21 protein-coding genes and 1 pseudogene are annotated in these 24028 nt (G+C 68.0%); 17 read left to right on the forward strand and 5 right to left on the reverse strand.

From position 1 onward, the window contains the following. From rpsA to coaE, 4 genes and pseudogenes are all read left to right on the forward strand, one after another. Positions 1-286, forward strand: a pseudogene (gene rpsA / locus ABS64_RS03635) (30S ribosomal protein S1); the annotation flags it as partial. Positions 287-390: 104 nt separating this feature from the next. Beyond that, entirely contained in the window at positions 391-2085 is a 1695-nt protein-coding gene (locus ABS64_RS03640; protein WP_292680951.1) for a PAS domain-containing sensor histidine kinase, read from the forward strand. Then, positions 2082-3281 carry a diguanylate cyclase gene (locus tag ABS64_RS03645; RefSeq protein ID WP_292680954.1) on the forward strand — a complete coding sequence of 400 codons (1200 nt, stop codon included), beginning with the start codon at positions 2082-2084 and terminating at the stop codon, positions 3279-3281. The genes ABS64_RS03640 and ABS64_RS03645 overlap by 4 nt, the downstream gene beginning before the upstream one ends. Positions 3282-3283: 2 nt before the next feature. Next, entirely contained in the window at positions 3284-3886 is a 603-nt protein-coding gene (gene coaE, locus ABS64_RS03650) for a dephospho-CoA kinase (protein WP_292680958.1), read from the forward strand. A 9-nt stretch (positions 3887-3895) separates the two neighbouring features. Here the strand turns inward: coaE and ABS64_RS03655 are convergent, their stop codons facing one another. Continuing rightward, on the reverse strand, positions 3896-4504 hold the full coding sequence (locus ABS64_RS03655; protein ID WP_292680960.1) for a DUF4126 domain-containing protein: 609 nt from the start codon (positions 4502-4504) through the stop codon (positions 3896-3898). 113 nt (positions 4505-4617) lie between these two features. On the opposite strand from ABS64_RS03655, the gene uvrB reads away from it, so the two are divergent. Both uvrB and ABS64_RS03665 read left to right on the forward strand, forming a co-directional pair. Next, positions 4618-6687, forward strand: coding sequence for an excinuclease ABC subunit UvrB (uvrB, locus tag ABS64_RS03660; RefSeq protein ID WP_036287941.1), 2070 nt, complete (start codon positions 4618-4620; stop codon positions 6685-6687). A 119-nt stretch (positions 6688-6806) separates the two neighbouring features. Then, the gene (locus ABS64_RS03665) at positions 6807-8378 is read left to right on the forward strand and encodes a UDP-N-acetylmuramoyl-L-alanyl-D-glutamate--2,6-diaminopimelate ligase (RefSeq protein WP_292680966.1); all 1572 of its coding nucleotides are present in this window, start codon (positions 6807-6809) and stop codon (positions 8376-8378) included. A 30-nt stretch (positions 8379-8408) separates the two neighbouring features. On the opposite strand, the gene ABS64_RS03670 is transcribed toward ABS64_RS03665, so the two are convergent. After that, positions 8409-8651 (reverse strand): hypothetical protein, encoded by a 243-nt coding sequence (locus tag ABS64_RS03670; RefSeq protein ID WP_036287935.1) that lies wholly within the window; start codon positions 8649-8651, stop codon positions 8409-8411. A gap of 32 nt (positions 8652-8683) precedes the next feature. On the opposite strand from ABS64_RS03670, the gene ABS64_RS03675 reads away from it, so the two are divergent. The 11 genes from ABS64_RS03675 to ABS64_RS03725 all read left to right on the forward strand — a co-directional run bounded on the left by ABS64_RS03675 (position 8684) and on the right by ABS64_RS03725 (position 20647). Then, positions 8684-9121 (forward strand): MarR family transcriptional regulator, encoded by a 438-nt coding sequence (locus ABS64_RS03675; protein ID WP_036287931.1) that lies wholly within the window; start codon positions 8684-8686, stop codon positions 9119-9121. A gap of 61 nt (positions 9122-9182) precedes the next feature. After that, on the forward strand, positions 9183-12095 hold the full coding sequence (uvrA, locus tag ABS64_RS03680; RefSeq protein ID WP_292680973.1) for an excinuclease ABC subunit UvrA: 2913 nt from the start codon (positions 9183-9185) through the stop codon (positions 12093-12095). Positions 12096-12097: 2 nt separating this feature from the next. After that, on the forward strand, positions 12098-14017 hold the full coding sequence (uvrC, locus tag ABS64_RS03685) for an excinuclease ABC subunit UvrC (RefSeq protein WP_204948173.1): 1920 nt from the start codon (positions 12098-12100) through the stop codon (positions 14015-14017). Between the two features lie 44 nt (positions 14018-14061). After that, positions 14062-14937: an RNase adapter RapZ gene (rapZ, locus tag ABS64_RS03690; protein ID WP_036321514.1), complete on the forward strand. Its 876-nt coding sequence runs from the start codon at positions 14062-14064 to the stop codon at positions 14935-14937. Positions 14938-14976: 39 nt separating this feature from the next. After that, entirely contained in the window at positions 14977-15954 is a 978-nt protein-coding gene (gene whiA / locus ABS64_RS03695) for a DNA-binding protein WhiA (RefSeq protein ID WP_036287924.1), read from the forward strand. Positions 15955-16084: 130 nt separating this feature from the next. Then, a complete protein-coding gene (locus ABS64_RS03700; protein WP_121190226.1) occupies positions 16085-16714 on the forward strand; it encodes a superoxide dismutase in 630 nt (209 codons plus the stop codon). 138 nt (positions 16715-16852) lie between these two features. Beyond that, a complete protein-coding gene (gene gap / locus ABS64_RS03705) occupies positions 16853-17863 on the forward strand; it encodes a type I glyceraldehyde-3-phosphate dehydrogenase (protein WP_036287920.1) in 1011 nt (336 codons plus the stop codon). Positions 17864-17872: 9 nt separating this feature from the next. Continuing rightward, positions 17873-19090, forward strand: coding sequence for a phosphoglycerate kinase (locus ABS64_RS03710; RefSeq protein WP_292680987.1), 1218 nt, complete (start codon positions 17873-17875; stop codon positions 19088-19090). After that, positions 19090-19872, forward strand: coding sequence for a triose-phosphate isomerase (gene tpiA / locus ABS64_RS03715; RefSeq protein ID WP_081768002.1), 783 nt, complete (start codon positions 19090-19092; stop codon positions 19870-19872). The genes ABS64_RS03710 and tpiA overlap by 1 nt, the downstream gene beginning before the upstream one ends. A gap of 170 nt (positions 19873-20042) precedes the next feature. Next, on the forward strand, positions 20043-20291 hold the full coding sequence (gene secG / locus ABS64_RS03720) for a preprotein translocase subunit SecG (RefSeq protein WP_036283588.1): 249 nt from the start codon (positions 20043-20045) through the stop codon (positions 20289-20291). Further along, a complete protein-coding gene (locus tag ABS64_RS03725; protein ID WP_036287901.1) occupies positions 20291-20647 on the forward strand; it encodes an RNA polymerase-binding protein RbpA in 357 nt (118 codons plus the stop codon). The genes secG and ABS64_RS03725 overlap by 1 nt, the downstream gene beginning before the upstream one ends. Positions 20648-20733: 86 nt before the next feature. Here ABS64_RS03725 and pgl read toward each other — a convergent pair whose 3' ends face one another. From pgl to zwf, 3 genes are read right to left on the reverse strand one after another with little or no spacing between them, the layout of a single operon-like run. Then, positions 20734-21513 (reverse strand): 6-phosphogluconolactonase, encoded by a 780-nt coding sequence (gene pgl / locus ABS64_RS03730; RefSeq protein ID WP_292680993.1) that lies wholly within the window; start codon positions 21511-21513, stop codon positions 20734-20736. Between the two features lie 8 nt (positions 21514-21521). Continuing rightward, a complete protein-coding gene (locus ABS64_RS03735; RefSeq protein WP_036287898.1) occupies positions 21522-22463 on the reverse strand; it encodes a glucose-6-phosphate dehydrogenase assembly protein OpcA in 942 nt (313 codons plus the stop codon). Beyond that, a complete protein-coding gene (zwf, locus tag ABS64_RS03740; RefSeq protein ID WP_036287896.1) occupies positions 22460-24010 on the reverse strand; it encodes a glucose-6-phosphate dehydrogenase in 1551 nt (516 codons plus the stop codon). The genes ABS64_RS03735 and zwf overlap by 4 nt, the downstream gene beginning before the upstream one ends. Positions 24011-24028 lie beyond the last annotated feature (18 nt).

Consider the following 24028-nt stretch of genomic DNA (forward strand, 5'->3'; position numbering starts at 1 on the left):
CGACGAGAACGGCGAGTACAAGTACCCCGAGGGCTTCGACCCCGAGTCGGGTGCCTGGCTCGAGGGCTTCGACGCTCAGCGCGAGAAGTGGGAGCAGGAGTACGCCGCTGCCCAGGCGCGCTGGGAGGCGCACAAGCTCGCCGTTGCCAAGACGCTCGAGGCCGAGGCTGCCGCTCCGATCGAGACCGGCGGATCGTCGTTCTCGTCCGACGCCTCGAACGGCGGCGGAACGCTGGCCGACGACGAGGCTCTCGCGGCTCTGCGCGAGAAGCTGTCGGGCCGCTGAGCCGCACCGCGTTCGCACAGGGCCGTCGCCCCGGATCCGTCCGGGCGGCGGCCCTGTGCCGTTGTCTTCTGCCGTCGCGCGCGCCCCGGCTGTAACGTCGTCCCATGGCGAGCCCTCCGAGCCCCAGCGGCCCCGCAGACGGCCGCATCCGCGGCCAACTGCGCGACCGCGCCGCGGCGAGCAATCAGCTCGTGCTGTGCGCCGTTGTCGGTGTGCTGTTCTTCATCGGTATCGCCACGGCGTCCCTCACCGACGGCGGCCTCTTCGGGATCGCGGTGCTGCTCGTCGTCCTCGGAGGAGTGGCCGGCCTCGCCGTACCCTGGTCGCGCTTGCCGCCTCACGCCGTGATCGTCCTTCCGGTCGTCGATATCGTCGCCATCGCCCTGATGCGCCTCGCCGAACCGAACGCCGCGTTCGGGTTGCTGTGGGTGTTTCCGGCGATGTGGCTGTCGATCATCGGGCGGGCGGGGTTCGCGATCTCGGCGGTCGGCATCCCGCTCACATACTGGTTCATCCTCGCGACCGGCGCGTCGCCGGCGGGGACGTACGCGGTGGTCCTCCTTCCGGTGGTCATCATCGCCGTCGGCGCTGCCAGCTACACGTCCTCCCGTCGCTTCCGCGCGCAACGGATGCTGCTGGACCGTCAGGCGGTGCGCGTGTCGGCGGCGCACCGCGAGGCGCTGCGTCAGGAGCAGCTGGTCAGCGAGGTGCTCGACACGGTCGACTTCGGAGTCATCCGCCTCTCCGCCGCGGGTGAGGTCGTCCTCGAGAACGATGCGCTCCTCCGCTTCGGCCGCATCCCCGGATTCCTTCCCGGCAGCGGCGGTGAGGATGCCGTCACCGACGAGAAGCTGGTGCCGCTCGATCCTCAGCAGCATCCGTTGGTGCGTCTGCAGCGCCACGAGTCGTTCGACGACGTCGTCCTGTGGTTCGCGCTCGCCGACGGCCGCCGACGCGCGTTCGCCTTCGCCGGGCGCCATCTCACCGATCACAACGGAGCCCCGGCCGGAGCGCTGCTGATCGTCCGCGACATCACGGCGGAGCGGGACGCGCAGCGGGTGCGCGACGACCTCGTCGCCTCGATCTCCCACGAGCTTCGCACCCCGCTGACGTCGATCCTCGGGTATCTCGAGCTGGCGCTCGACGGCGGTGGGCTCTCGGATGACGCTCGCAGACAGGTCGACACCGCGTACCGCAACAGCGAGCGGCTGCTGGGGATCGTCACCGACATCCTGTCGGCGTCGTCGCGGTCGGGGTCGTCGATCGATACGCGCCTGCACCCTCGCGTCGTCGACATGACCGAGATCGTGCGCGCTGCAGCGGCAGGGCTCGAGCCGGTCGCAGAGGGGCGCTTCGTCGACCTTCGCGTGGAGGAGTCGGGCGCGGCCGAGGCGTACGCCGATCCGGCCCGCATCCGACAGGTGGTCGACAATCTGGTGGCGAACGCGGTGAAGTTCAATCGCGACGGTGGCCGGGTGACGGCATCCACCTCGACCGACGGCGTTCACACGACGGTTCGGGTCGCCGACACCGGTATCGGCATGGCCCCCGATGCGGCCGCGAGAGTGTTCGAGCGGTTCTTCCGAGCCGTGCCGTCCGTGCCGGGCAACGGTTTGGGGTTGACGATCACACGTGATCTGGTCGCCGCTCACGGCGGATCCATCGCCGTCGAATCGACCGCGGGGGAGGGCAGCATCTTCACCGTCGTGCTGCCGGCGACCCGCGAGGTCTTCGACCGGGAGGCGTCCACCGGACTCCCGCCCGGATCGGCCGAGCTCACCGACAAGGACGGGGCATGAATCTCGATCTGTTCAGCGTCACGGTCATGACGGCCATCGTGGCGTCAGTCGCCAGTCTGACCTTCATCATCGACACCCTGCTGCGCCGCGATACCGGCCCCGGACGGCTGTGGGCGGTGGCGTTCTTCTGCGGACTGGCGACAACGCTCGCCTACATGGCGTGGTCTGCGGGTGTAGGCGGTGCGGTCTCGGTCGCGGTCGGCAACGCCCTGTTCGTCTCGGTGCCGGGATTCATGCTTCTGGGATGCCGACGGTTCAACGACCGCTCCGTCCTCGTCTCGTCGGTGGCGGTCGGGACGCTTGCGGTCATCACCTTCGTCGCCGCGCTCATCGAGTACCCGACGCGGGGCAGCTGGGGTGGCTGGTGGGCGATGGCGGCATCGCTCGTGCTGCTCTTCGGCAGCGGAGCAGCCGAGTCGCTGCGCAGCCCCATGCGCGGACTGCGCAGTGCGTGGGCCCTGTCGACCGTACTCGCGGCAGCGGGACTGTTCTACGCGGTGCGCCTCGTCGTCTTCGCGGTGCTCGGGCCGCAGAGCGAGCTTTTCTCGCGCTGGCTCGGCTCCCTCAGCGCGAACATCGTCACGGTGATCCTGACGATGGTGGCGGCGATCGTCATGTCGGTGCTGCGCTCGCAGCGCACGACGCGGCAGCGCTACGAGTGGCTGACCTCCAATGGTGTCGCCGCCGACGGTGTCATGCTGCCGCGAACCTTCGCCGGAGCCCTCGCCGACATCGTGGAGCGAGCCTCGTGGCGGCAGGAGGGCATCGCCGTCATCGTGCTTCGTGCAGACGGGCTCGACGAGATCGGCGACGCCTTCGGCGGTGACGTGGTCGATACAATCTCGGCCGCCTGCCGTCATGCGGCTCGGTCCTTCGCGCCGGCCGCGGCTCTGGTCGGCGAGGACGGTGACGGACAGCTCGTCATCTGCACTCTCGCCGAATCGACCGCCGATGCCCGCCGCGTCGGCAGCGCGCTGTTCCGGGGCGCCATCGACGAGCTCACCGCGGTCGCACACGGCCGTCTCGCGTCGGTGGGCGTCGGAGTGGGACTCACCTCGTCGCTCGGGTACGACCCCGGAATCCTCATGAGTGCTGCGCGCTCGGCGGCTCTGCGCGCGGCGCGCATCGCAGAGGCCTCCGTCTTCGTGGCGCCGCCGTCGACGGCTCCGGCCGACGCCGACGTGGCATCCTCGTAGGCATGCCCCTTCTCGCGCTCACCGGTGGCATCGCCTCCGGCAAATCGACCATCGCGCGCCTCCTCGCCCAGCACGGTGCAGTCATCGTCGACGCCGACGCCATCGTCCGCGAGCTGCAGGCTCCCGGGTCTCCGGTGCTCGACCAGATCGCCGCCGCGTTCGGTTCGGGGGTGATCGCCGGTGACGGCAACCTCGACCGCGCAGCGCTGGGAGCGGTCGTCTTCTCCGATGACGACGCCCGTCGCCGCCTCAACGCCCTCATCCATCCGGCCGTGGCGGCAGAGTCGGGCCGGCGCTTCGCCGCGGCGTTCGCCGCCGATCCCGATGCGGTCGTCGTCTACGACGTGCCGCTGCTGGTCGAGGCGCGGGCCGACGACCCGTGGGATCTGATCGTCGTGGCGCACGCCCCCGCATCCCTGCGCGAGGAGCGCCTCGTCGCGCTGCGCGGGCTCACCCTCGCCGATGCCCGCGCGCGGCTGGCCTCGCAGGTCGACGATGACACGCGGTTGGCCGTCGCCGACGTCATCATCGACACAGCCGGATCGCTGGCCGAGACCAGTGCGCAGGTCGAGGCGCTGTGGAGGCGCTTGCACCCCTCGCGCTGAGGTACGCGCTCACGGTCGCGGCACGGAGGCGACGGAGGTCCCTGCGCGGTGGCGGCGTCGACGACGCAGCAGAAGCACGGCCGACACGATGAGGGCGACCACGAGCGCTCCGGCCAGAACGGGCGCGAAGATCGCGGTCACGATGAGTGCTCCCGCAGATACATCCTCCGCCGCCGACAGGACGGGGGCGGCGATGCCCGCGGTGGCGACATTGGCGAGAGGGCGCACCGACGCTTTGAGGGCATGCAGCGCGAGGGCGATCACGACGCCGACGACGATCGGCACCCATGCGGCGCCCGCGAAGAGGCTCGGGTCGTCGACGCGCACCGTCTGCGCGCTCGCACCGGCGCCGAAGGCGATGCCCCCGGATGCCGGGCGCACCACGGTCTGCAGGACGTCGTTCACGGAATCGACCGCGGGGATCTTGTCGGCCACGATCTCCACGACCAGCAGCACACCGGTGATCCAGAGGGCGACGTCGCTGGAAAGCCACGACCAGGAGGCGGGCAGATCGATCACCGGCACGAAACGGTCCAACAGCCCCAGTGCGAACAGCGGCATCCACGCGTTCAGCCCCGCGGCCGCGGCGAGGCCGGACCCGACGAGGAACTCCAGCATGGTTCCACAGTACGGGGCCGAGCGGACCGAGCGTCTCGGGAGGGCATGGGCGAACGAGGACGCCGAGGGCGAACGACGCGGCCGATGTCGGAGGCCGAGCCTACGCTGGAGGTATGCAGACCACGCGATCCGTCCGGCCGTTCGAGGTCGTCAGCGAGTATGCGCCCAGCGGTGATCAGCCGCAGGCGATCTCCGAGCTCGCGGCCCGTATCAACGCGGGGGAGACCGATGTCGTCCTGCTCGGCGCGACCGGTACCGGCAAGTCGGCGACGACGGCGTGGCTGATCGAACAGGTACAGCGTCCCACGCTGGTGCTGGCCCACAACAAGACCCTCGCGGCGCAGCTGGCCAACGAGTTCCGTGAGCTGATGCCGCACAACGCCGTCGAATACTTCGTCAGCTACTACGACTACTACCAGCCCGAGGCTTACGTGCCGCAGACGGACACCTTCATCGAGAAGGACTCGTCCGTCAACGCCGAGGTCGAACGCTTGCGTCACTCGACGACGAACTCGCTGCTGAGCCGTCGCGATGTGGTCGTGGTCAGCACGGTGTCGTGCATCTACGGTCTCGGTGCGCCCGAAGAGTACCTCCGCGCGATGGTCGCCCTGCAGGTGGGCGAGCGGTACGACCGCGATGCGCTCATCCGCAAGTTCATCGCGATGCAGTACAACCGCAACGACGTCGACTTCTCGCGCGGCAACTTCCGTGTGCGCGGCGACACGATCGAGATCATTCCCGTCTACGAGGAGTACGCCGTCCGCATCGAGCTGTTCGGCGACGAGATCGAAGCGCTCTACATGCTCCATCCCCTCACCGGAGACGTCGTCCAGAAGCTCGACAGTGTGCCCATCTTCCCGGCGTCGCACTACGTCGCGGGCACCGATACCGTCCACCGCGCCATCGGCACGATCGAGACCGAGCTGGCCGAGAGGCTGGCGGAGCTGGAGGGCCAGGGCAAGCTGCTGGAGGCACAGCGCCTGCGGATGCGCACGACGTTCGATCTCGAGATGCTGCAGCAGCTCGGTTTCTGCTCCGGCATCGAGAACTACTCCCGACACATGGACGGTCGCGAGCCCGGCGAGCCGCCGCACACGCTGCTCGACTTCTTCCCCGACGACTTCCTGCTCGTCATCGACGAGTCGCACGTCACGGTGCCGCAGATCGGCGCCATGTACGAAGGCGACGCGTCGCGCAAGCGCACGCTGGTCGACCACGGCTTCCGGCTTCCGAGCGCGCTCGACAACCGCCCGCTGCGTTTCGACGAGTTCAAGAACCGCATCGGTCAGACGGTGTATCTGTCCGCGACGCCGGGCCGCTACGAGATGGGTATCGCCGACGGCGTCGTCGAGCAGATCATCCGACCGACGGGTCTGGTCGATCCGCAGATCGTGATCAAGCCGTCCAAGGGGCAGATCGACGACCTTCTGGAGGAGATCCGGGTGCGGGTCGAGCGAGACGAGCGCGTGCTCGTCACCACCCTGACCAAAAAGATGGCCGAAGAGCTGACGGACTTCCTCGGCGAGCACGGTGTGCGCGTGCGATACCTGCACTCCGACGTCGACACGCTGCGTCGCGTCGAGCTGCTCACCGAGCTTCGACAGGGTGTCTACGACGTGCTGGTCGGAATCAACCTGCTGCGTGAGGGGCTCGACCTGCCCGAGGTCTCGCTCGTCGCCATTCTCGACGCCGACAAGGAAGGGTTCCTGCGCAGCGGGACGTCACTGATTCAGACGATCGGTCGAGCGGCGCGAAACGTCTCCGGTGAAGTCCACATGTACGCCGACAACATGACCGACTCGATGCGATCGGCGATCGAGGAGACCGAGCGTCGCCGGGAGAAGCAGATCGCGTACAACACGGCGCACGGCATCGATCCGCAGCCCCTGCGCAAGAAGATCGCCGACATCACCGACGTGCTGGCACGCGAGGCGTCCGATACCAAGGCGCTTCTGGCTCGTGGCGGCGGCTCGGGTCGCGCAGGCTCGCCGACGCCGCGCCTGCGGCGGGAGGGCATCGCGGCAGAGGGTGCCATGCAGCTCGAGGCGACCATCGAGGATCTCTCGCAGCAGATGCTCGCCGCGGCCGGTGAGCTGAAGTTCGAGCTGGCCGCGCGGCTCCGCGACGAGGTGCAGGATCTCAAGAAGGAGCTGCGGGCCATGGTGAATGCCGGCCACGCGTAGCAGGTTCAGCGCGCCGCACCACCTGAACGACGTGCAGGCGGTGTCGCCGGCAGGGTGGACTCGGGCTTCGCACGGCGATGCTGACAGCCGGGTTCGCACTGTTTTGCTATCGTCGCCGAGTGAGCATCGAGCAGTCCTCCCCGTCGGATCCTTCGGAGGCCGGAATGGGGGTTGCGCAGCCCGCCGCGAACCGTCCGCAGAACGTCGTTGCTCGCTCGCTCGCCGACATCGCCGATCAGGTCGGTGCGTCTCTCGTCGCCGGCGACGCGTTCGTCACGGGTATCGCTCTCAGCGCGGCCTCAACGCAGCCGGGTGATCTGTTCTTCGCTCAGCCGGGGGCCCGGACTCACGGCGCGCGCTATCTCGCCGACGCCGTGGAAGCCGGGGCGGTCGCGGTGCTCACCGACGCCGCCGGCGCCGACATCATCGACGCCACGACAGGACTCTCCGCTCTCCCACGGATCGTCGTCGATGGGCACCCCCGTCGGGTGTTGGGTGGGCTCGCCGCCTGGTTCTACGACCAGCCTGCGCGTGCGCTGAAGACGATCGGCATCACGGGCACGCAGGGCAAGACCTCGACGACCTATCTCGTCGATGCAGCGCGTCAGTCCCGGCACACCGGGGTGATCGGCTCGATGGGAACGCGCATCGACGGCGTCGCCGTTCCGTCCACTCTCACCACTCCGGAAGCCCCGCAGATGCACGCGCTGCTGGCGCTCATGCGCGAGCGCGGTGTCGAGGTGGTCTCTTCCGAGGTGTCGAGCCATGCCATCACGATGGGTCGCGTGGAAGGCCTCCGCTTCGACGTCGGCATCTTCCTCAACCTCGGCCACGACCATCGCGACTTCCACGGCACGCAGGAGGCCTATCTGCTGGCCAAGCGCGAGCTGCTGACGCCGGCGATGTCCTGTGTCGCGCTCGTGAACGTCGACGACCGGGCCGGGCGGCGCCTGCATGCCGATGCCGACCTGAACACGCAGTCGTTCTCGGTGACGGGTCGCGACGCGCACTGGCGCGCCGTCGATATCGACCTGCGGCTGGACGGCTCCTCGTTCACCGTGATCGGACCCGATGGCCAGACGGAGCGTTTCACCACACCCCTGGTGGGAGAGTTCAACGTCAGCAACATCCTGGCCGCGGTCGCGGCCCTCGACATCGTGGGTCATCCGCTCTCGGCATCCGTGGCGGGGATTGCGAACTTCGCGGGCGTCGAGGGGCGGGTCCAGTTCGTCCCGGTGGATGCCGAGTTCCAGGTCGTCATCGACGCCGGCCACAAGCCCGAGGCGATCAACGCGCTGCTGCGCGCGATGCGGCCTCTGACGCCGGGGCGCATCATCACGGTGATCGGATCCAACGGCAATCGCGATGCGCACAAGCGCCCGCTCATGGGCCGCTTCTCCGCGATGGCCTCGGACATCGTGATCGTCACCGACGACAATCCCGCCGACGAGGACCCCGCGACCATCAGGCGAGCCGTCGTCGCCGGTACGCGCGGCTCGCGCGCAGAGGTCTTCGACGTGGGCGGCCGAGCCGAGGCGATCCACAAGGCCGTCGAACTCGCCCGGGAGGGCGACCTCATCGCCATCGTGGGTAAGGGCGACGAGCGTCACCAGATCATGCGAGACGGCGTGATCGTTCCGCACAGCGACCCCGACGAGGTGGAGTGGGCGCTCCGGCAGCGCGCGCGATGACCTTCGAGCGCGCCTGACGGGCGATCCTGATCAGGGGCAGTGCATGAGCGGCTTCGGGCCGCTGCGGTCGAACGTGTGCTGGGACATCGCGTGGCCGCAGAGCGGGCAGGCCCGTTCGGCGCGCGCCGGCTCGGGCTCGCTCTCGTACGGCCCGACCGACGCGGGACCGGCCAGGCGGATGAGCCGCGTGTTGAGGTACGTGTACCACCCGCCGGCGTCGCGCACCCGTTGACGCAGCGGCGGCCGCTCGGCATCGTTTCGTGTCATGAACATTAGTGTACTAACGAAATGAGTACAGTAGAGGCATGGATGCGCGCGACGATCTGCTGAAGCTCGAGAACCAGCTGTGCTTCGCTCTCGTGACGGCCGCACGCAACGTCGTCTCCATCTATCGTCCTGTCCTCGATCCCCTCGGCCTGACGCACCCGCAGTACCTCGTGATGCTCGCCCTCTGGGAGCACTCGCCGCGCTCGCTGGGTGAGCTCGCGGAGGAGCTTGCGATGGAACCGGCCACCCTGTCGCCGCTCGTCAAGCGCCTCGAGGCGCAGGGGCGGGTCAGTCGCACGCGCCGCACTGACGACGAGCGGGTGCTGGATATCGCGCTCACCGCCGACGGCACGTCTCTGCGGGCCCGGGCTCTCGACGTGCCGGCGCAGATCATGGCGAGAGTCGGGATGGATGCCGACCAACTTGCGGCACTGCGCGACGGTCTCGCCCCCTTCGCCGGCCGTCGGCCGGACTGAGGAGGCTACGCCCAGAGCGCACCTCGGATCCGGTGTCGGAGGCCACACCTAGACTTGTCCGGTGCCCATCGTCCCTGTTGCCTCGTCGAAACTCAGCGTGCGCGGAGCCCGCGTCCACAACCTCAAGAACGTGGATCTCGACATCCCGCGCGACTCCCTCGTCGTCTTCACCGGCCTCTCCGGTTCGGGCAAGTCCAGCCTCGCTTTCGACACGATCTTCGCCGAAGGTCAGCGTCGTTACGTGGAGTCGCTGAGCGCGTACGCGCGGCAGTTCCTCGGTCAGGTCGACCGCCCGGACGTCGACTTCATCGAGGGATTGAGTCCCGCCGTCTCGATCGATCAGAAGTCGACGAACCGCAACCCGCGTTCGACGGTCGGCACGATCACCGAGATCCACGACTACATGCGTCTGCTGTGGGCGCGTATCGGTGTTCCGCACTGTCCCGAGTGCGGCGCCCAGATCCAGCGGCAGACCGTGCAGCAGATCGCCGATCAGCTCATGGAACTGCCCGAGCGCACGCGCTATCAGATCGTGGCCCCGGTCGTGACTCAGAAGAAGGGCGAGTTCGTCGACCTCTTCAAGGAGCTGTCGGCCAAGGGATACGCCCGCGCCGTCGTGGACGGCGACCTGATTCAGCTCGCGGAGCCCCCGACGCTCAAGAAGAGCTACAAGCATGACATCGCGGTCGTGGTCGACCGGCTCGTGGCAAGTGGCGACATCCTCGGCCGCGTCACCGATTCGGTCGAGACCGCGCTCGGCCTCGCCGACGGCATCGTGCAGATCAACTTCGTCGACGAAGAAGGCGACGACGCGTGGGTGAGTTTCAGCGAGAAGCTCGCCTGTCCGAACGGGCATCCGCTGCAGCTGACCGAAATCGAGCCGCGTACCTTCTCGTTCAACGCTCCCTTCGGCGCGTGCCCCACCTGTTCCGGTCTGGGCACGCGGATGTCGGTCGATGTCGAGCTGATGCTGGGCGATGAAGAGCTGTCGATCAACGACGGCGTCATCATCCCATGGACGACACAGGGCAAGGGGCTGTACCAGTATTACGAGCGCCTCCTGGTGGGCCTGGCCGATGACCTCGACTTCTCGCTCGACACACCGTGGCGAGACCTGTCCACCGACGTCCAGGATGCGATCCTTCGCGGCGAGAACTACAAGGTCACGGTGAAGTGGCGAAACCGCTACGGCCGGGAGATGCGCTACTCGTCCGGGTTCGAGGGGGTGGTGCCCTACATCGAGCGTCAGTACACCCAGGCCGAGACCGACGCGCAGCGCCAGCGATGGGCGGAATACCTTCGTGAGGTCCCGTGTCCCGTGTGTCACGGCGACCGTCTGAAGCCCGAGGTGCTGGCCGTCCTGGTGCACGACCATTCGATCGCCGATGCGTCGCGCATGAGTCTGGCCGACGCGCAGCAGTACTTCGCGCAGCTCGAGCTGACCGACCGCGAAGCCAAGATCGCCGCTGCCGTCCTCAGGGAGATCCGCGCGCGCTTGGACTTCCTCGTGCAGGTCGGACTCAACTATCTGAGCCTCGGACGCTCCGCGGGCTCGCTCTCCGGTGGGGAGGCCCAGCGCATCCGGCTCGCGACGCAGATCGGCTCCGGGCTGACGGGCGTGCTGTACGTGCTCGACGAACCCTCCATCGGACTGCACCAACGCGACAACCGCCGGCTGATCGAGACCCTCGTCCGGCTGAAGGATCTGGGCAACACCCTCATCGTCGTCGAGCACGACGAGGAGACCGTGCAGGCGTCGGACTGGATCGTCGACATCGGGCCCCGCGCGGGTGTCGACGGAGGCGAGGTCGTGCATTCGGGTCCGCTGTCGTCGCTGCTCGAGGAGGAGCGCTCCCTGACGGGCGCGTACCTCAGCGGGCGGCGGGCGATCGCGACGCCCAAGAAGCGTCGCAAGGTCGACAAGAAGAGAATGCTGACCGTCGTCGGCGCGCGCGAGAACAACCTGCAGAACGTCACCGCCGAATTCCCCCTCGGGGTTCTCACCGCAGTGACGGGCGTCAGCGGCTCGGGCAAGTCGACTCTGGTCAACGGCATTCTCTACGAAGTCCTCGCGACCAAGCTCAACGGAGCGCGCCGCGTGGCGGGCAAGCACACCCGAATCACCGGCCTCGACAACCTCGACAAGGTCGTGCACGTCGATCAGGCCCCGATCGGGCGGACACCGCGATCCAACCCCGCGACCTACACGGGCGTGTTCGATCGCATCCGCACCCTGTTCAGCGAGACGCCCGAGGCGAAGGTGCGCGGCTACCAGCCGGGTCGGTTCAGCTTCAACGTCAAGGGCGGTCGTTGCGAGGCCTGCTCGGGCGACGGCACGATCAAGATCGAGATGAACTTCCTCCCCGACGTCTATGTCGACTGCGAGGTCTGTCACGGCAAGCGCTACAACCGTGACACGCTCGCCGTGCACTACAAGGGCAAGAACATCGCCGAGGTGCTGGAGATGCCGATCTCCGAGGCGGCCGACTTCTTCGAGCCGATCCAAGCGATCCACCGCTTCCTGAAGACCCTTGTCGACGTCGGGCTCGGGTATGTCCGACTCGGACAGTCGGCGACGACGCTCTCCGGCGGCGAGGCTCAGCGCGTCAAGCTCGCGACCGAGCTGCAGCGCCGCTCGAACGGGCGCAGCATCTACGTGCTCGACGAGCCCACGACCGGGCTGCACTTCGAAGACGTGTCTCTGCTGCTGAAAGTGCTGGGCGGCCTCGTCGACAAGGGGAACACGGTCGTTGTCATCGAGCACAATCTCGACGTGATCAAGTCGGCCGACTGGATCATCGACCTGGGGCCCGAGGGTGGTTCGGGCGGAGGCCGCATCGTCGCGACGGGGACGCCCGAGCAGGTGGCACGCGTCGAAGAGAGCCACACCGGCGCCTTCCTGGCCGAGATCCTCGCGGCAGGGCCGTCTGACGCGGGAGCGACGGCGCGGGGGCCGGTGCGGAAGGCCGGGTGACGATGGCCGACGCGCTTCCTTACAAGCCGAAGCCGGGGGAGATCCCCACGCAGCCCGGGGTCTACCGCTTCCGCGACGCGGACGGCCGCGTCCTCTACGTCGGCAAGGCCAAGAATCTGCGCGCCCGGTTGTCCAACTACTTCGCGCCGCTGCACACCCTGCACGAGCGCACCCGCCGGATGGTGCTCACGGCGGCATCCGTGGAGTGGACGGTGGTCGGCAGCGATGTCGAGTCGCTGCAGCTGGAGTACATGTGGATCCAAGAGTTCTCGCCGCCGTTCAACGTGCGCTACAAGGACGACAAGTCCTACCCCTACATGGCGATCACCTTGGCCGACGAGGCGCCGCGCGTCATCGTGACCCGCAATCGGCGCATTCCCGGAGCGCGCTATTTCGGCCCGTACCCGAAGGTGTGGGCGGTGCACGACACGATCGACCTGATGATCAAGGTCTTCCCCATCCGCACCTGCTCCGACGCGTCGTACAAGAAGGCCATGGCGACCGGACGACCGTGCTTTCCGGGACAGATCGGTCGATGCGGCGGACCGTGTTCGATGAAGGTCACGATCGAGGAGCACCGCGCCATCGTCGACGACTTCGTCGCTTTCATGGCGGGCGGAGACCAGCGCTTCGCGCGTGACCTCACCGCGCGCATGCGCGAGGCGGCGGCGGCGATGGACTACGAATCGGCCGCGGTCTACCGCGACCGGCTGCAGGCGATCGATGCGGTGCTCAGTCGCAGTTCTCTGGTGCTGGCCGAGGACACGGATGCCGATCTGTTCGGCATCGCGGAGGACGAACTCTCGGCGGCGGTGCAGCATTTCGTCGTCCGGGGCGGTCGCGTACGCGGTGTCCGTGCGACGACCATCGACAAGGAGCTCGACATCTCCTCCGCCGACTTGGTGGATCAGGTGCTCCAGCGCACGTACGGTGACGCTGAGTCATCCGACATCCCTCGCCAGGTCCTGGTGCCGCGCCTGCCGGATGATGCCGCGGAGCTGGAGCAGTGGCTGCAGGAGCGGCGCGGCAAGCGCGTGAGCCTGCAGGTCGCCCAACGCGGGCGCAAGGCCGACCTGATGCGCACCGCCACCGTCAACGCGCAGCAGGCGCTCTTGCTGCACAAGACGCGCCGCACGTCCGACTACACGTCGCGCACGAAAGCTCTCACCGACCTGCAACTCGCCCTCGGCATGGACGAGGCGCCGCTGCGGATCGAATGCTACGACGTGTCGCATCTGTCGGGAACCAACGTCGTGGCCTCCATGGTGGTCTTCGAAGACGGGCTGCCGCGCAAGGATCAGTACCGCTCCTTCAGCATCGCGGAGACGACCGACGACACCGACTCGCTCTATCAGGTGCTGACGCGTCGCCTGGCCCACGTCGACCGCGACGAGGCCGCTGCCGCCGCTGCGGAAACGGCGGTGGCGGGGGTCGATCCCGCCGATGGCGAGTCGCCGGTGGTCACCGAGCGCAAACGACCGCGGTTCGCATACCGTCCGCAGCTGCTGGTCGTCGACGGCGGTGCGCCACAGGTCGCGGCTGCCGCACGCGCCCTCGAGGATGCCGGGCACGCCGAGATCGCACTGTGCGGCATCGCCAAGCGCTTGGAGGAGATCTGGCTGCCGGGGGAGGACTTCCCGGTGATCCTTCCCCGCACCTCCGAGGCCCTCTACCTGATCCAGCGCCTGCGCGACGAAGCGCACCGCTTCGCGATCACCCATCAACGAAAGCGCCGCAAGCGCGACATCTCCACCGTGCTGGGTGAGGTCCCGGGGCTCGGTGATGCACGGATCAAGGCCCTGCTACGGCACTTCGGCTCCGTCGCCGCGCTCAGCAATGCGTCCGCGGACGAGATGACGGCGCTGCCCGGAATCGGCCCCAAACTGGCGGCCGCGATCGAGCAGCGCCTCGCAAATCGCTAGGCTGTGGTCATCCGCACCGGCTTTCGAACACCCAGGGAGAGCACGTGACCGACGAGCAGCGCGCCGGCGAGGTGCTCATCGTCACGGGGATGTCGGGAGCGGGGCGCACCACGGCAGCCAACGCCCTCGAGGACCTGGGGTGGTACGTCGTCGACAATCTGCCGCCGCAGATGCTCGGGCATCTCCTCGAACTCACCGAGATGGCCGGGGGAGCGCTTCCCAAGCTCGCCGCAGTCGTCGATGTCCGCGGCCGCGATCTCTTTCAGGCGCTGCCGGCGGTCACCAATGCGCTGCGGGCGGGACGCCAGCTGCGCGTGCTGTTCCTCGACGCCGGAGACGATGTGCTCGTGCGACGGTTCGAGTCTGTGAGGCGGCCGCATCCGTTGCAGGGCGAGGGCACGATCCTCGATGGCATCCTGCGCGAGCGCGATCGCCTCCGGGTGATCCGCGAGAGCGCCGACGTCATCATCGACACGAGTGAGATGAACATCCATCAGCTCGCCTCGCGCGTCGTCGACCTCTTCAGCGACGCGGGAGAGGCGCGCCACACCCTCACGGTGATGAGCTTCGGCTTCAAATACGGTCTGCCGACCGACGTCGATCTCGTCGCCGACATGCGTTTTCTGCCGAACCCGTATTGGATCCCCGAGTTGAAGGGACACACGGGTGAAGAAGAACCCGTGCGCGACTTCGTCCTGGCTCAAGAGGGCGCGCGCGAGTTCATCGACGCGTACGCCCAGGCTCTGCACCCCGTGCTGGCGGGCTATCAGCGTGAGAACAAGCGTCATTCCGTGCTGGCGGTCGGCTGCACCGGGGGCAAGCACCGTTCGGTGGTCACCGCGCGGGAACTCGCCGACCGGCTGGCAGAGATCCCCGGTGTCGCCGTTCGTGTGAAGCATCGCGACCTCGGTCGCGAGTAGGCTATCCCTTTGTCCCGCACCCCCGAACGAAGGATCGCTGTGTCGCCAACCGTTGACGTGAAGTCAGAGCTGGCCGCGGTGCGCGACCCTCGTCCCACGGCGCGGGTGGCCGAACTCACCGCCATCCTCCGCTTCTCCGGTGGATTGCACTCGATCGCCGGGCGCGTCGCCGTCGAGGCCGAACTGGAGACCGACCCGCTTGCGCGTCGTGTCGCCCGCGACATCATGGAGATCTACGGGGTGCGCCCGGAGCTGCACCGCGTCCAGGCGTCCGGCGGACGCGCCGGCGGCCACTTCGCCGTCCGCGTCATCGAAGGCGGCGAGACGCTCGCGCGTCAGACCGGTCTGCTCGATGCGCGTCGCCGTCCGGTGCGGGGGCTTCCGAACAAGCTGACCACGGGCGCTCGCCATGATCTGGCCGCCGTATGGCGCGGTGCGTTCCTTGCGAGCGGTACGCTGTCCGACCCCGGTCGGTCGGCGGCGCTGGAGATCTCCTGCCCGTCCGGCGAGGCGGCCATGGCGCTCGTGGGCGCCGGCCATCGCATCGGCATCGCCGCCAAGGCCCGCGAGGTGCGCGGGGTGCCACGGGTCGTCGTTCGCGATGGCGAGGCCATCCGCGTCGCCCTCGCCGAGATGGGTGCGGTGCGCACGGCTCAGGCCTGGGAGGAGATGCGGCAGCGTCGTGAGGTGCGCGCCGGCGTCAACCGCCTCGTCAACTTCGACGACGCCAACCTGCGTCGCTCGGCCCAGGCGGCCGTCGCGGCATGCGCGCGCGTCGAACGCGCCCTGGAGATCCTCGGCGAGGAGGTTCCCGATCACCTGCGCGAAGCGGGCGAACTGCGCCTCTCGCACCGCGACGCCAGCCTCGACGAGCTCGGCCACCACGCCGATCCGCCGCTGACCAAGGATGCCGTCGCCGGCCGCATCCGACGGCTGCTCGCGATGGCCGACAAGAAGGCCGTCGCCGACGGCATCCCCGGCACCGACGCGGCGGTACCGGAGGGTCTCGAGGACTGAGGTCGTCGGAGGCGCTTACATCTCGTTCTCAGAGGGAACAACCCCCTCGCCCTCGCGTTGCACCTCAATAGGATGGCAATGTCCCATCGCCGCAGCGCAGTTGCGGCGCCGACGACAGGAAGAAGAGAACATGGCGATCTACACGCTGCCCGACCTCCCCTACGATTTCGCGGCTCTTGAGCCGCACATCAGCGGCAAAATCATGGAGCTTCACCACGACAAGCACCACCAGGCGTACGTGACCGGCGCGAACACCGCGCTCGAGCAGCTCGCCGAGGCCCGTGAGAGCGGCAACCTCGCGAACGTCAACAAGCTCGAGAAGGACCTCGCCTTCAACCTCGGCGGGCACGTCAACCACTCGATCTTCTGGACCAACCTCGCGCCGGCCAGCGACGGCGGCGGCGGGGCTCCCGAGGGCGAGCTGAAGGCGGCCATCGACGAGTTCTTCGGCGGCTTCGACAAGTTCCAGGCGCACTTCACGGCTGCCGCGACCGGCATCCAGGGCTCGGGCTGGGCGGTGCTCAGCTGGGACACGATCGGCGAGCAGCTGATCATCCAGCAGCTGTTCGACCAGCAGTCGAACACGGCGCAGGGAACCATCCCGGTCTTCCAGCTGGACATGTGGGAGCACGCCTTCTACCTGGACTATCTCAACGTCAAGGCCGACTACGTCAAGGCCGTCTGGAACATCGCCAACTGGGGCAACGTCGCCGAGCGCTTTTCGACGGCGCGCGAGAAGACGGCCGGACTGCTCAAGTAGTAGTCTCAAGACCAGGTGAGGATGCCGGGTCCCTCCCGGCGACGGGCGGTGACCCGGCATCCTTTTTCCTTCACACACCAAGTTCGCGAGTGGCGCGTCGAAACGTCGTCGCCGTCGCGACATGAACCGGGAGACAACGTGTCTGTCAAGATCGGAATCAACGGCTTCGGCCGTATCGGCCGCAACTTCCTCCGTGCCGCGCTGGAGCAGGGAGCTGACCTCGACATCGTGGCGGTGAACGACCTCACCGACAACAAGACCCTCGCCCACCTGCTGAAGTACGACTCCGTCGGCGGCCGCCTCGACGCCGAGGTCTCGTACGATGCTGACTCCATCACCGTCAACGGCAAGGCCATCAAGGTCTTCGAAGAGCGCGACCCGGCGAACCTCCCGTGGGGCGAGCTCGGTGTCGACATCGTCATCGAGTCGACCGGTCGCTTCACCAAGGCCGTCGACGCGAAGAAGCACATCGAAGGCGGCGCGAAGAAGGTCATCATCTCCGCTCCCGGCACCGACGTCGACGGCACCTTCGTCATGGGTGTCAACGACGGCGACTACGACTCGGCGACGATGAACATCATCTCCAACGCCTCCTGCACCACGAACTGCCTCGCGCCCCTCGCCAAGGTCTTCAACGACAACTTCGGCATCGAGCGCGGGTTCATGATGACGGCGCACGCCTACACGGCCGACCAGAACCTGCAGGACGGCCCGCACAGCGACCTGCACCGCGCCCGCGCCGCCGCGATCAACATCGTCCCGGCCTCCACCGGTGCGGCCAAGGCGATCGGTCTCGTGCTGCCCGAGCTCAACGGCAAGCTGAGCGGTTCGTCGTACCGCGTGCCGGTTCCCACCGGCTCGATCGTCGACCTCACGATCATCACCCCGACCGAGGGCCTCACGGCCGAGGTCATCAACGCCGCGTACAAGAAGGCGGCGGAGGAGGGCGAGCTCGTCGGCTACCTCAAGTACAACGAGGACGCCATCGTCTCCAGCGACATCCAGCTCGACCCACACTCGTCGGTCTTCGACGCGGGTCAGACGAACGTCTCCGGCAACCTCGTGAAGGTGTCGTCCTGGTACGACAACGAGTGGGGCTACTCGAACCGCCTCGTCGACCTCACCGAGCTCGTCGCCGACAAGCTCTGAGGCTTCACCATGGCTTTGCGCACCCTTGCATCCCTCGGGTCGCTGGCCGGTAAGCGTGTCATCGTCCGTGTTGACTTCAACGTCCCTCTGAAGGACGGCGTCATCACGGACGATGGCCGTATCCGGGCGGCTCTTCCGACCCTCAACGAGCTCATCAACCAGGGCGCGCGCGTCATCGCGTGCTCCCACCTCGGACGCCCGGACGGCGCGCCCGACCCCAAGTACAGCCTCGAGCCGGTCGCTCAGCGCCTCTCCGAGCTGCTCGGCAAGCCCGTCGTCTTCGCCCGCGACACGGTGGGGGAGTCCGCGCAGGAGGCCGTCGCGGCCCTCGAGGACGGCGATGTGACCGTCATCGAGAACCTGCGCTTCAACCCCGGTGAGACCGCGAAGGACGACGCCGAGCGTCGCGCCTTCGCGGAGCAGCTCGCCGCCCTCGGCGATGTGCTCGTTTCCGATGGCTTCGGCGTCGTGCACCGCAAGCAGGCGTCGGTCTACGACCTCGCCGAGCTTCTGCCGTCGGCCGCGGGATATCTGATCGAGAAGGAGGTCGACGTCCTCGATCGCCTCACGGAGAATCCCGAGCGTCCGTACGCCGTCGTCCTCGGCGGGTCGAAGGTGAGCGACAAGCTGGGTGTCATCGCCCATCTGCTGCCTCGCGCGGACAAGATCCTCGTCGGCGGCGGCATGCTCTTCACCTTCCTGGCCGCTCAGGGCCACCCGGTGGGCAAGAGCCTCCTCGAGACCGATCAGATCGAGACCGTCAAGGGCTACATCGCGGATGCCGCGGCGCGCGGGGTCGAGCTGATCCTCCCCGTCGACGCGGTCATGGCATCCGGCTTCGCCGCCGACGCCGATCACGTCGTCGCCGCCGCCGACGCGCTGGAGGACACTCCCTTCGGCGCCGACGGCATGGGTCTGGACATCGGTCCGCGTACGGCGGAGATCTTCGCCGACGCGATCCGCGGCGCGAAGACGGTGTTCTGGAACGGTCCGATGGGGGTGTTCGAGATGCCGGCCTTCGCGGCCGGGACGAAGACGGTCGCGCAGGCGCTCACCGAGGTCGACGGTCTGTCGGTCGTCGGTGGCGGTGACTCGGCGGCGGCCGTTCGTCAGCTCGGTTTCGCGGACGACCAGTTCGGTCACATCTCGACCGGCGGTGGCGCGAGCCTGGAGTTCCTGGAGGGCAAGAAGCTCCCCGGGCTGGAGATCCTGGGATGGGAGGCCTGATGTCGCGCACACCGCTCATCGCCGGCAACTGGAAGATGAACCTCGACCACCTGCAGGCGGTCGCGTTCGTGCAGAAGCTGCACTGGACGCTCAAGGATGCCGGGCACGACGAGGGCTCGGTCGAGGTGGCCGTCTTCCCGCCGTTCACCGATCTGCGCACCGTCCAGACGCTGTTGGACGCCGACAAGATCCCCTTCGCACTCGGGGCGCAGGACCTGTCGACGCACGACAGCGGCGCGTACACGGGCGAGGTCTCGGGAGCCTTCCTGAGCAAGCTCGCCTGCCGGTACGTGATCATCGGTCACTCCGAGCGTCGCGAGTACCACCACGAGTCCGACGCGATCGTCGCCGAGAAGGTTCAGGCGGCGCTGCGGCACGGCCTGGTTCCGGTGATCTGCGTGGGTGAGACGCTGGAGCAGCGCGAACAGTCGGGGCCCACGGCGGTCTCGGTCGCTCAGCTGCAGGCGGCTCTGGCCGGAGTTGCGGCCGACGCGGACATCGTGGTCGCTTACGAGCCCGTCTGGGCCATCGGCACCGGTCAGGTGGCGTCGCCCGAACAGGCTCAGGAGGTGTGCACGGCGCTGCGCCAGGTGCTCTCCGAGACTCTCGGTGCGGACGCCGCGGCGCGTACCCGTGTGCTCTACGGCGGTTCGGTGAAGTCGGGCAACATCGCCAGCTTCATGCGTGAGCCCGATGTCGACGGCGCGCTCGTCGGCGGCGCGAGCCTGGTGGCCGACGAGTTCGCCGCCATCATCCGCTACCAGAAACACGTCGGCGTCTGACACGCTGCGGTTCCGCGCGCGTCGGCCTGCGTTTCGACTCGCTTCGCTCGCTCAACGACCGGGATCCAAGGCCCGGTCGTTGAGCGGCACCGCGGGTGCGAGCCGAAACGTCGGTATACTCGACCTTTGTGCGCTCGATGACGCGAGCGCCGCGAAAGGCATTTTCGACTGTGGATATCCTCGAGTTCGTACTGCAGGTGGTGCTGGGCATCACCAGCCTCCTGCTGACCCTCCTGATCCTCCTGCACAAGGGGCGCGGTGGCGGTCTGTCCGACATGTTCGGCGGCGGCATGAGTTCAGCGCTCGGATCGTCGGGTCTCGCGGAACGCAACCTCAACCGTTTCACGGTCGTCCTCGCACTCGTCTGGTTCGTCGCGATCGTCGCGCTCGGACTCATCACCAAATTCCAGGGGCTCTGATGGCAACCGGCGGAAACGCGATTCGTGGCACCCGAGTGGGTGCCGGTCCCATGGGCGAGCAGGACCATGGCCATCACGCCGACCGCATCGCCGTGTCGTACTGGGATGCGCTGGGAAACGAGACCGTCCGCTACTTCGCCGCGGGAATCGCGGAGGAGGAGATCCCCGACGTCATCGATTCTCCGCACTCGGGACTGCCGGCGGGACGTGACAAGGACAACCCCCCCGCTCTCGCGAAGACCGAGCCCTACAAGACGCATCTGGCTTATGTGAAGGAGCGTCGCACCGACGAAGAGGCCGATGCCCTTCTCGATGACGCCCTGCAGCAGCTGCGGGAACGCCGCGGCCAAGCCTGACCTTCCGGCCTCACGGTCGACGAAGAAGCCCTCGTGCGACGAATGATCGTTGCGTACGAGGGCTTCTGACGTGATATCGGCGTCGATCAGAAGTCTTGGTCGATGAGCTCCGCCGGCACGTTCGCCGCGGCGGCCTCGTCGACGAAGAACATCGTCTTCTTGCGGCCCTTTGCACCTGCGGCCGGCACCGTCTCATAGCTGGCGCCGGCGAGGGCCAGTCCGAGGGCGGCGGCCTTGTCGGTACCAGAGACGACGAGCCAGACGAAGCGCGCCGAGTTGATCACCGGGCGGGTCATCGTGACGCGCACGGGGGGCGGCTTCGGGGCGTCGCGAACGGCGACCACCGTACGGTCCGTCAGCTGGATCTCGACCCGATCGGGGAAGAGCGACGCGACGTGTCCATCGGAGCCGACGCCGAGGAAGCAGACGTAGAACTCCGGCCACGCCTGCTCCGGCGTGCCGAAGCGCGACAGCTCGTCGGCGTACGCGGCCGCGGCGGCATCCGGATCGGCGGCGACGTCACTGGCCGCGATCGCGTGGATGTTGCTCGCCGGCAGCGCGACCCGGTCCAAGAGCGCGGCGCGGGCGGCGCTGTCGCGGCGATCGACGTCGTCCGGCGTCGTGAACACCTCGTCGCCCCACCAGATGTGCACGAGCGACCAGTCGATGTCGGCACGCCGAGGGCTGTCGCCGGCGGCGCGCAGCACCGCAGTGCCGATCTGGCCGCCCGCCAGAGCGATGTGGGTCGTCTTGCCTGCGGCCGATCGACGGGCGAGACGGGACAGCAGGCGTTCGGCGACCGCCGCCGCCAGCGTCGGCGCGTCAGGGCTGATCACGACGCGCTTCTCGGTCCACATCTGCGCCATCGGAACTCCTAGGACTCGCTCGTGGTCGCCGGGCCGAGAAGCTCCCAGCCCTCCGTGATCACTCGACCATACAGGAGGTCCGGATCGAGCCTGCGCAGTTCCTCCGCGAGGCATTCGCGCAGTGTCCGGCGGGGGAGGACGATGTCGTGCGACGGCTGTCCGGGCTGCGTGAGCGTGGCGTCGATGTCGTTCGTCCGCTCGAGCACGATGTCGCCGCTCGCACGCGTCAGCCGCACCTTCTGGATGCCGTGCTCCCATTCCTCCGGGGGCGAGTAGCGCCAGGTGACCGGCACGTCGAGCTTGAGTCGCAGCCATGCGGCGAGCAGACCGGTCGAGGGCGAGCTGCCGGCTCCGACCACCTCGACGCCCGTCACCGGCTCGTAGGGCGGCTGGTCGAGCACCGCCGCCAACTGCTCCCGCCAGTGCGTCAGGCGTGTCCACGCGAGGTCGGTGTCGCCGGGCTCGTACGACGGTCCGAGACGCGAGAGGCGATCCTTGGCGTAGGGCTTCGTCGACGCGTCGGTGATGCGGCGCTGGGCCATGCGGCCGATGTCGGATGCCGCGGGCTTGGTGGGAGGGAAGTCGGGCCACCACGCGATGACGGGCGCATCCGGCAGCAGGAGCCCGGTCACGAGGCCCTCCTGATTGGTTGCGACGTCGCCCTGCGCGCGCAGCACCACGACCTCGCTGGCGCCGGCGTCGCCTCCGACGCGGATCTGCGCGTCGAGCTTGGCGTCGCCTTCGGGATTCGCCATGAGCACGATGACGCGCATCGGGTGCTCACGAGAGGCGTCGTTGGCAGCCTCGATCGCTTCCTCGTGCAGGCCGTGGGTCGTGACGATCACCAGGGTCAGCACCCGACCGAGGGCGACGGCGCCGCCCTCCTCGCGTACGCTCACGAGCGAACGCGCGATCTTCGACACCGTGGTGTCGGGCAGGTCGACGATCATGGACGCCTCCAGACGCGGCCGTCGCGGGCCAGAAGTTCATCGGCCGAGGGAGGACCCCACGAGCCGGGGGAGTATTGTTCGAGCGGTCCGCCCTGGGCGCTCCAGTACTCCTCGACGGGGTCGAGGATCTTCCACGAGAGCTCCACCTCCTCGTGACGGGGAAACAGCGGCGGGTCGCCCAGCAGCACGTCGAGGATGAGGCGTTCGTACGCCTCGGGGCTCGACTCGGTGAACGCGTGGCCGTAGCCGAAGTCCATCGTGACGTCGCGCACCTCGTTGCCCGCACCGGGCACCTTCGAGCCGAATCGGATCGTCACACCTTCGTCGGGCTGCACGCGGATCACGAGCGCGTTCTGTCCGAGCTCGAGCGTCTGGTTGCGCTGGAACAGCAGCTGCGGTGCGCGCTTGAACACGACGGCGATCTCCGTCACCCGTCGTCCCAAGCGTTTGCCGGTGCGCAGGTAGAAGGGCACGCCCGCCCAGCGTCGCGTCGCGATCTCGAGCTTCACGGCCGCGTACGTCTCGGTCGTCGACTCCGGGTTCATGCCGTCCTCTTCGAGGAAGCCGGTGACCTTCTCGCCACCCTGCCAGCCGCCACCGTACTGACCTCGTGCCGTGGCCGTGGACAGATCATCGGGCAGGCGCACCGCCGCGAGCACCTTCTCCTTCTCCGCGCGCAGATCCTTCGCGTCCATCGAGATGGGCTCCTCCATCGCGGTCAGTGCGAGCAGCTGGAGAAGGTGGTTCTGGATGACGTCGCGTGCCGCGCCGATACCGTCGTAATAGCCCGCGCGGCCTCCGACGCCGATGTCCTCGGCCATCGTGATCTGCACGTGGTCGACGTAATTGGCGTTCCACAGCGGCTCGTACAGCTCGTTCGCGAAGCGCAGCGCGAGGATGTTCTGCACCGTCTCCTTACCGAGGTAGTGGTCGATGCGGAAGATCGAGTCGGCCGGAAAGGCGACCTCGAGCGTGGCGTTGAGCTCGCGGGCCGTCTGCAGGTCGCTGCCGAAGGGCTTCTCGATGACGACACGGCGCCAGGCATCCGGGTTGTTCGACTTGTCGTCGACGAGGCCGGACGCCTTCAGCTGCTTGGCGACGATGGGGAAGTCGCGCGGCGGGATGGACAGGTAGAACGCGTGGTTTCCCATCGTTCCCCGTTCGACGTCGAGCTTCTCCACCGTCTCGCGCAGCCGGCGGAACGCGTCGTCGTCGCCGAACTCGCCCGACACGAAGCGGATGCCCTGCAGCAGCTGCTTCCACGTCTCCTCGCGGAACGGCGTGCGCGCGTACTGACGAACGGCATCGTGGACGACGTTCGCGAAGTCCTGATCCTCCCAGTCGCGTCGGGCGAAGCCGACCAACGCGAATCCGGGTGGCAGCAGACCGCGGTTGGCCAGGTCGTACACGGCCGGCATCAGCTTCTTGCGCGACAGATCGCCTGTCACGCCGAAGATCACCAGCGCGCTGGGACCGGCGATGCGGTTGAGGCGGCGGTCATCGGGATCGCGCAACGGATTGTGGTCGCGCGAGATCTCGGCAGTCATCGAGAAAGACTCCTCCTG

Origin of the sequence: Microbacterium sp. SCN 69-37 (assembly GCF_001724435.1) — a bacterium.
Classification (GTDB): Bacteria; Actinomycetota; Actinomycetes; order Actinomycetales; family Microbacteriaceae; genus Microbacterium; species Microbacterium laevaniformans.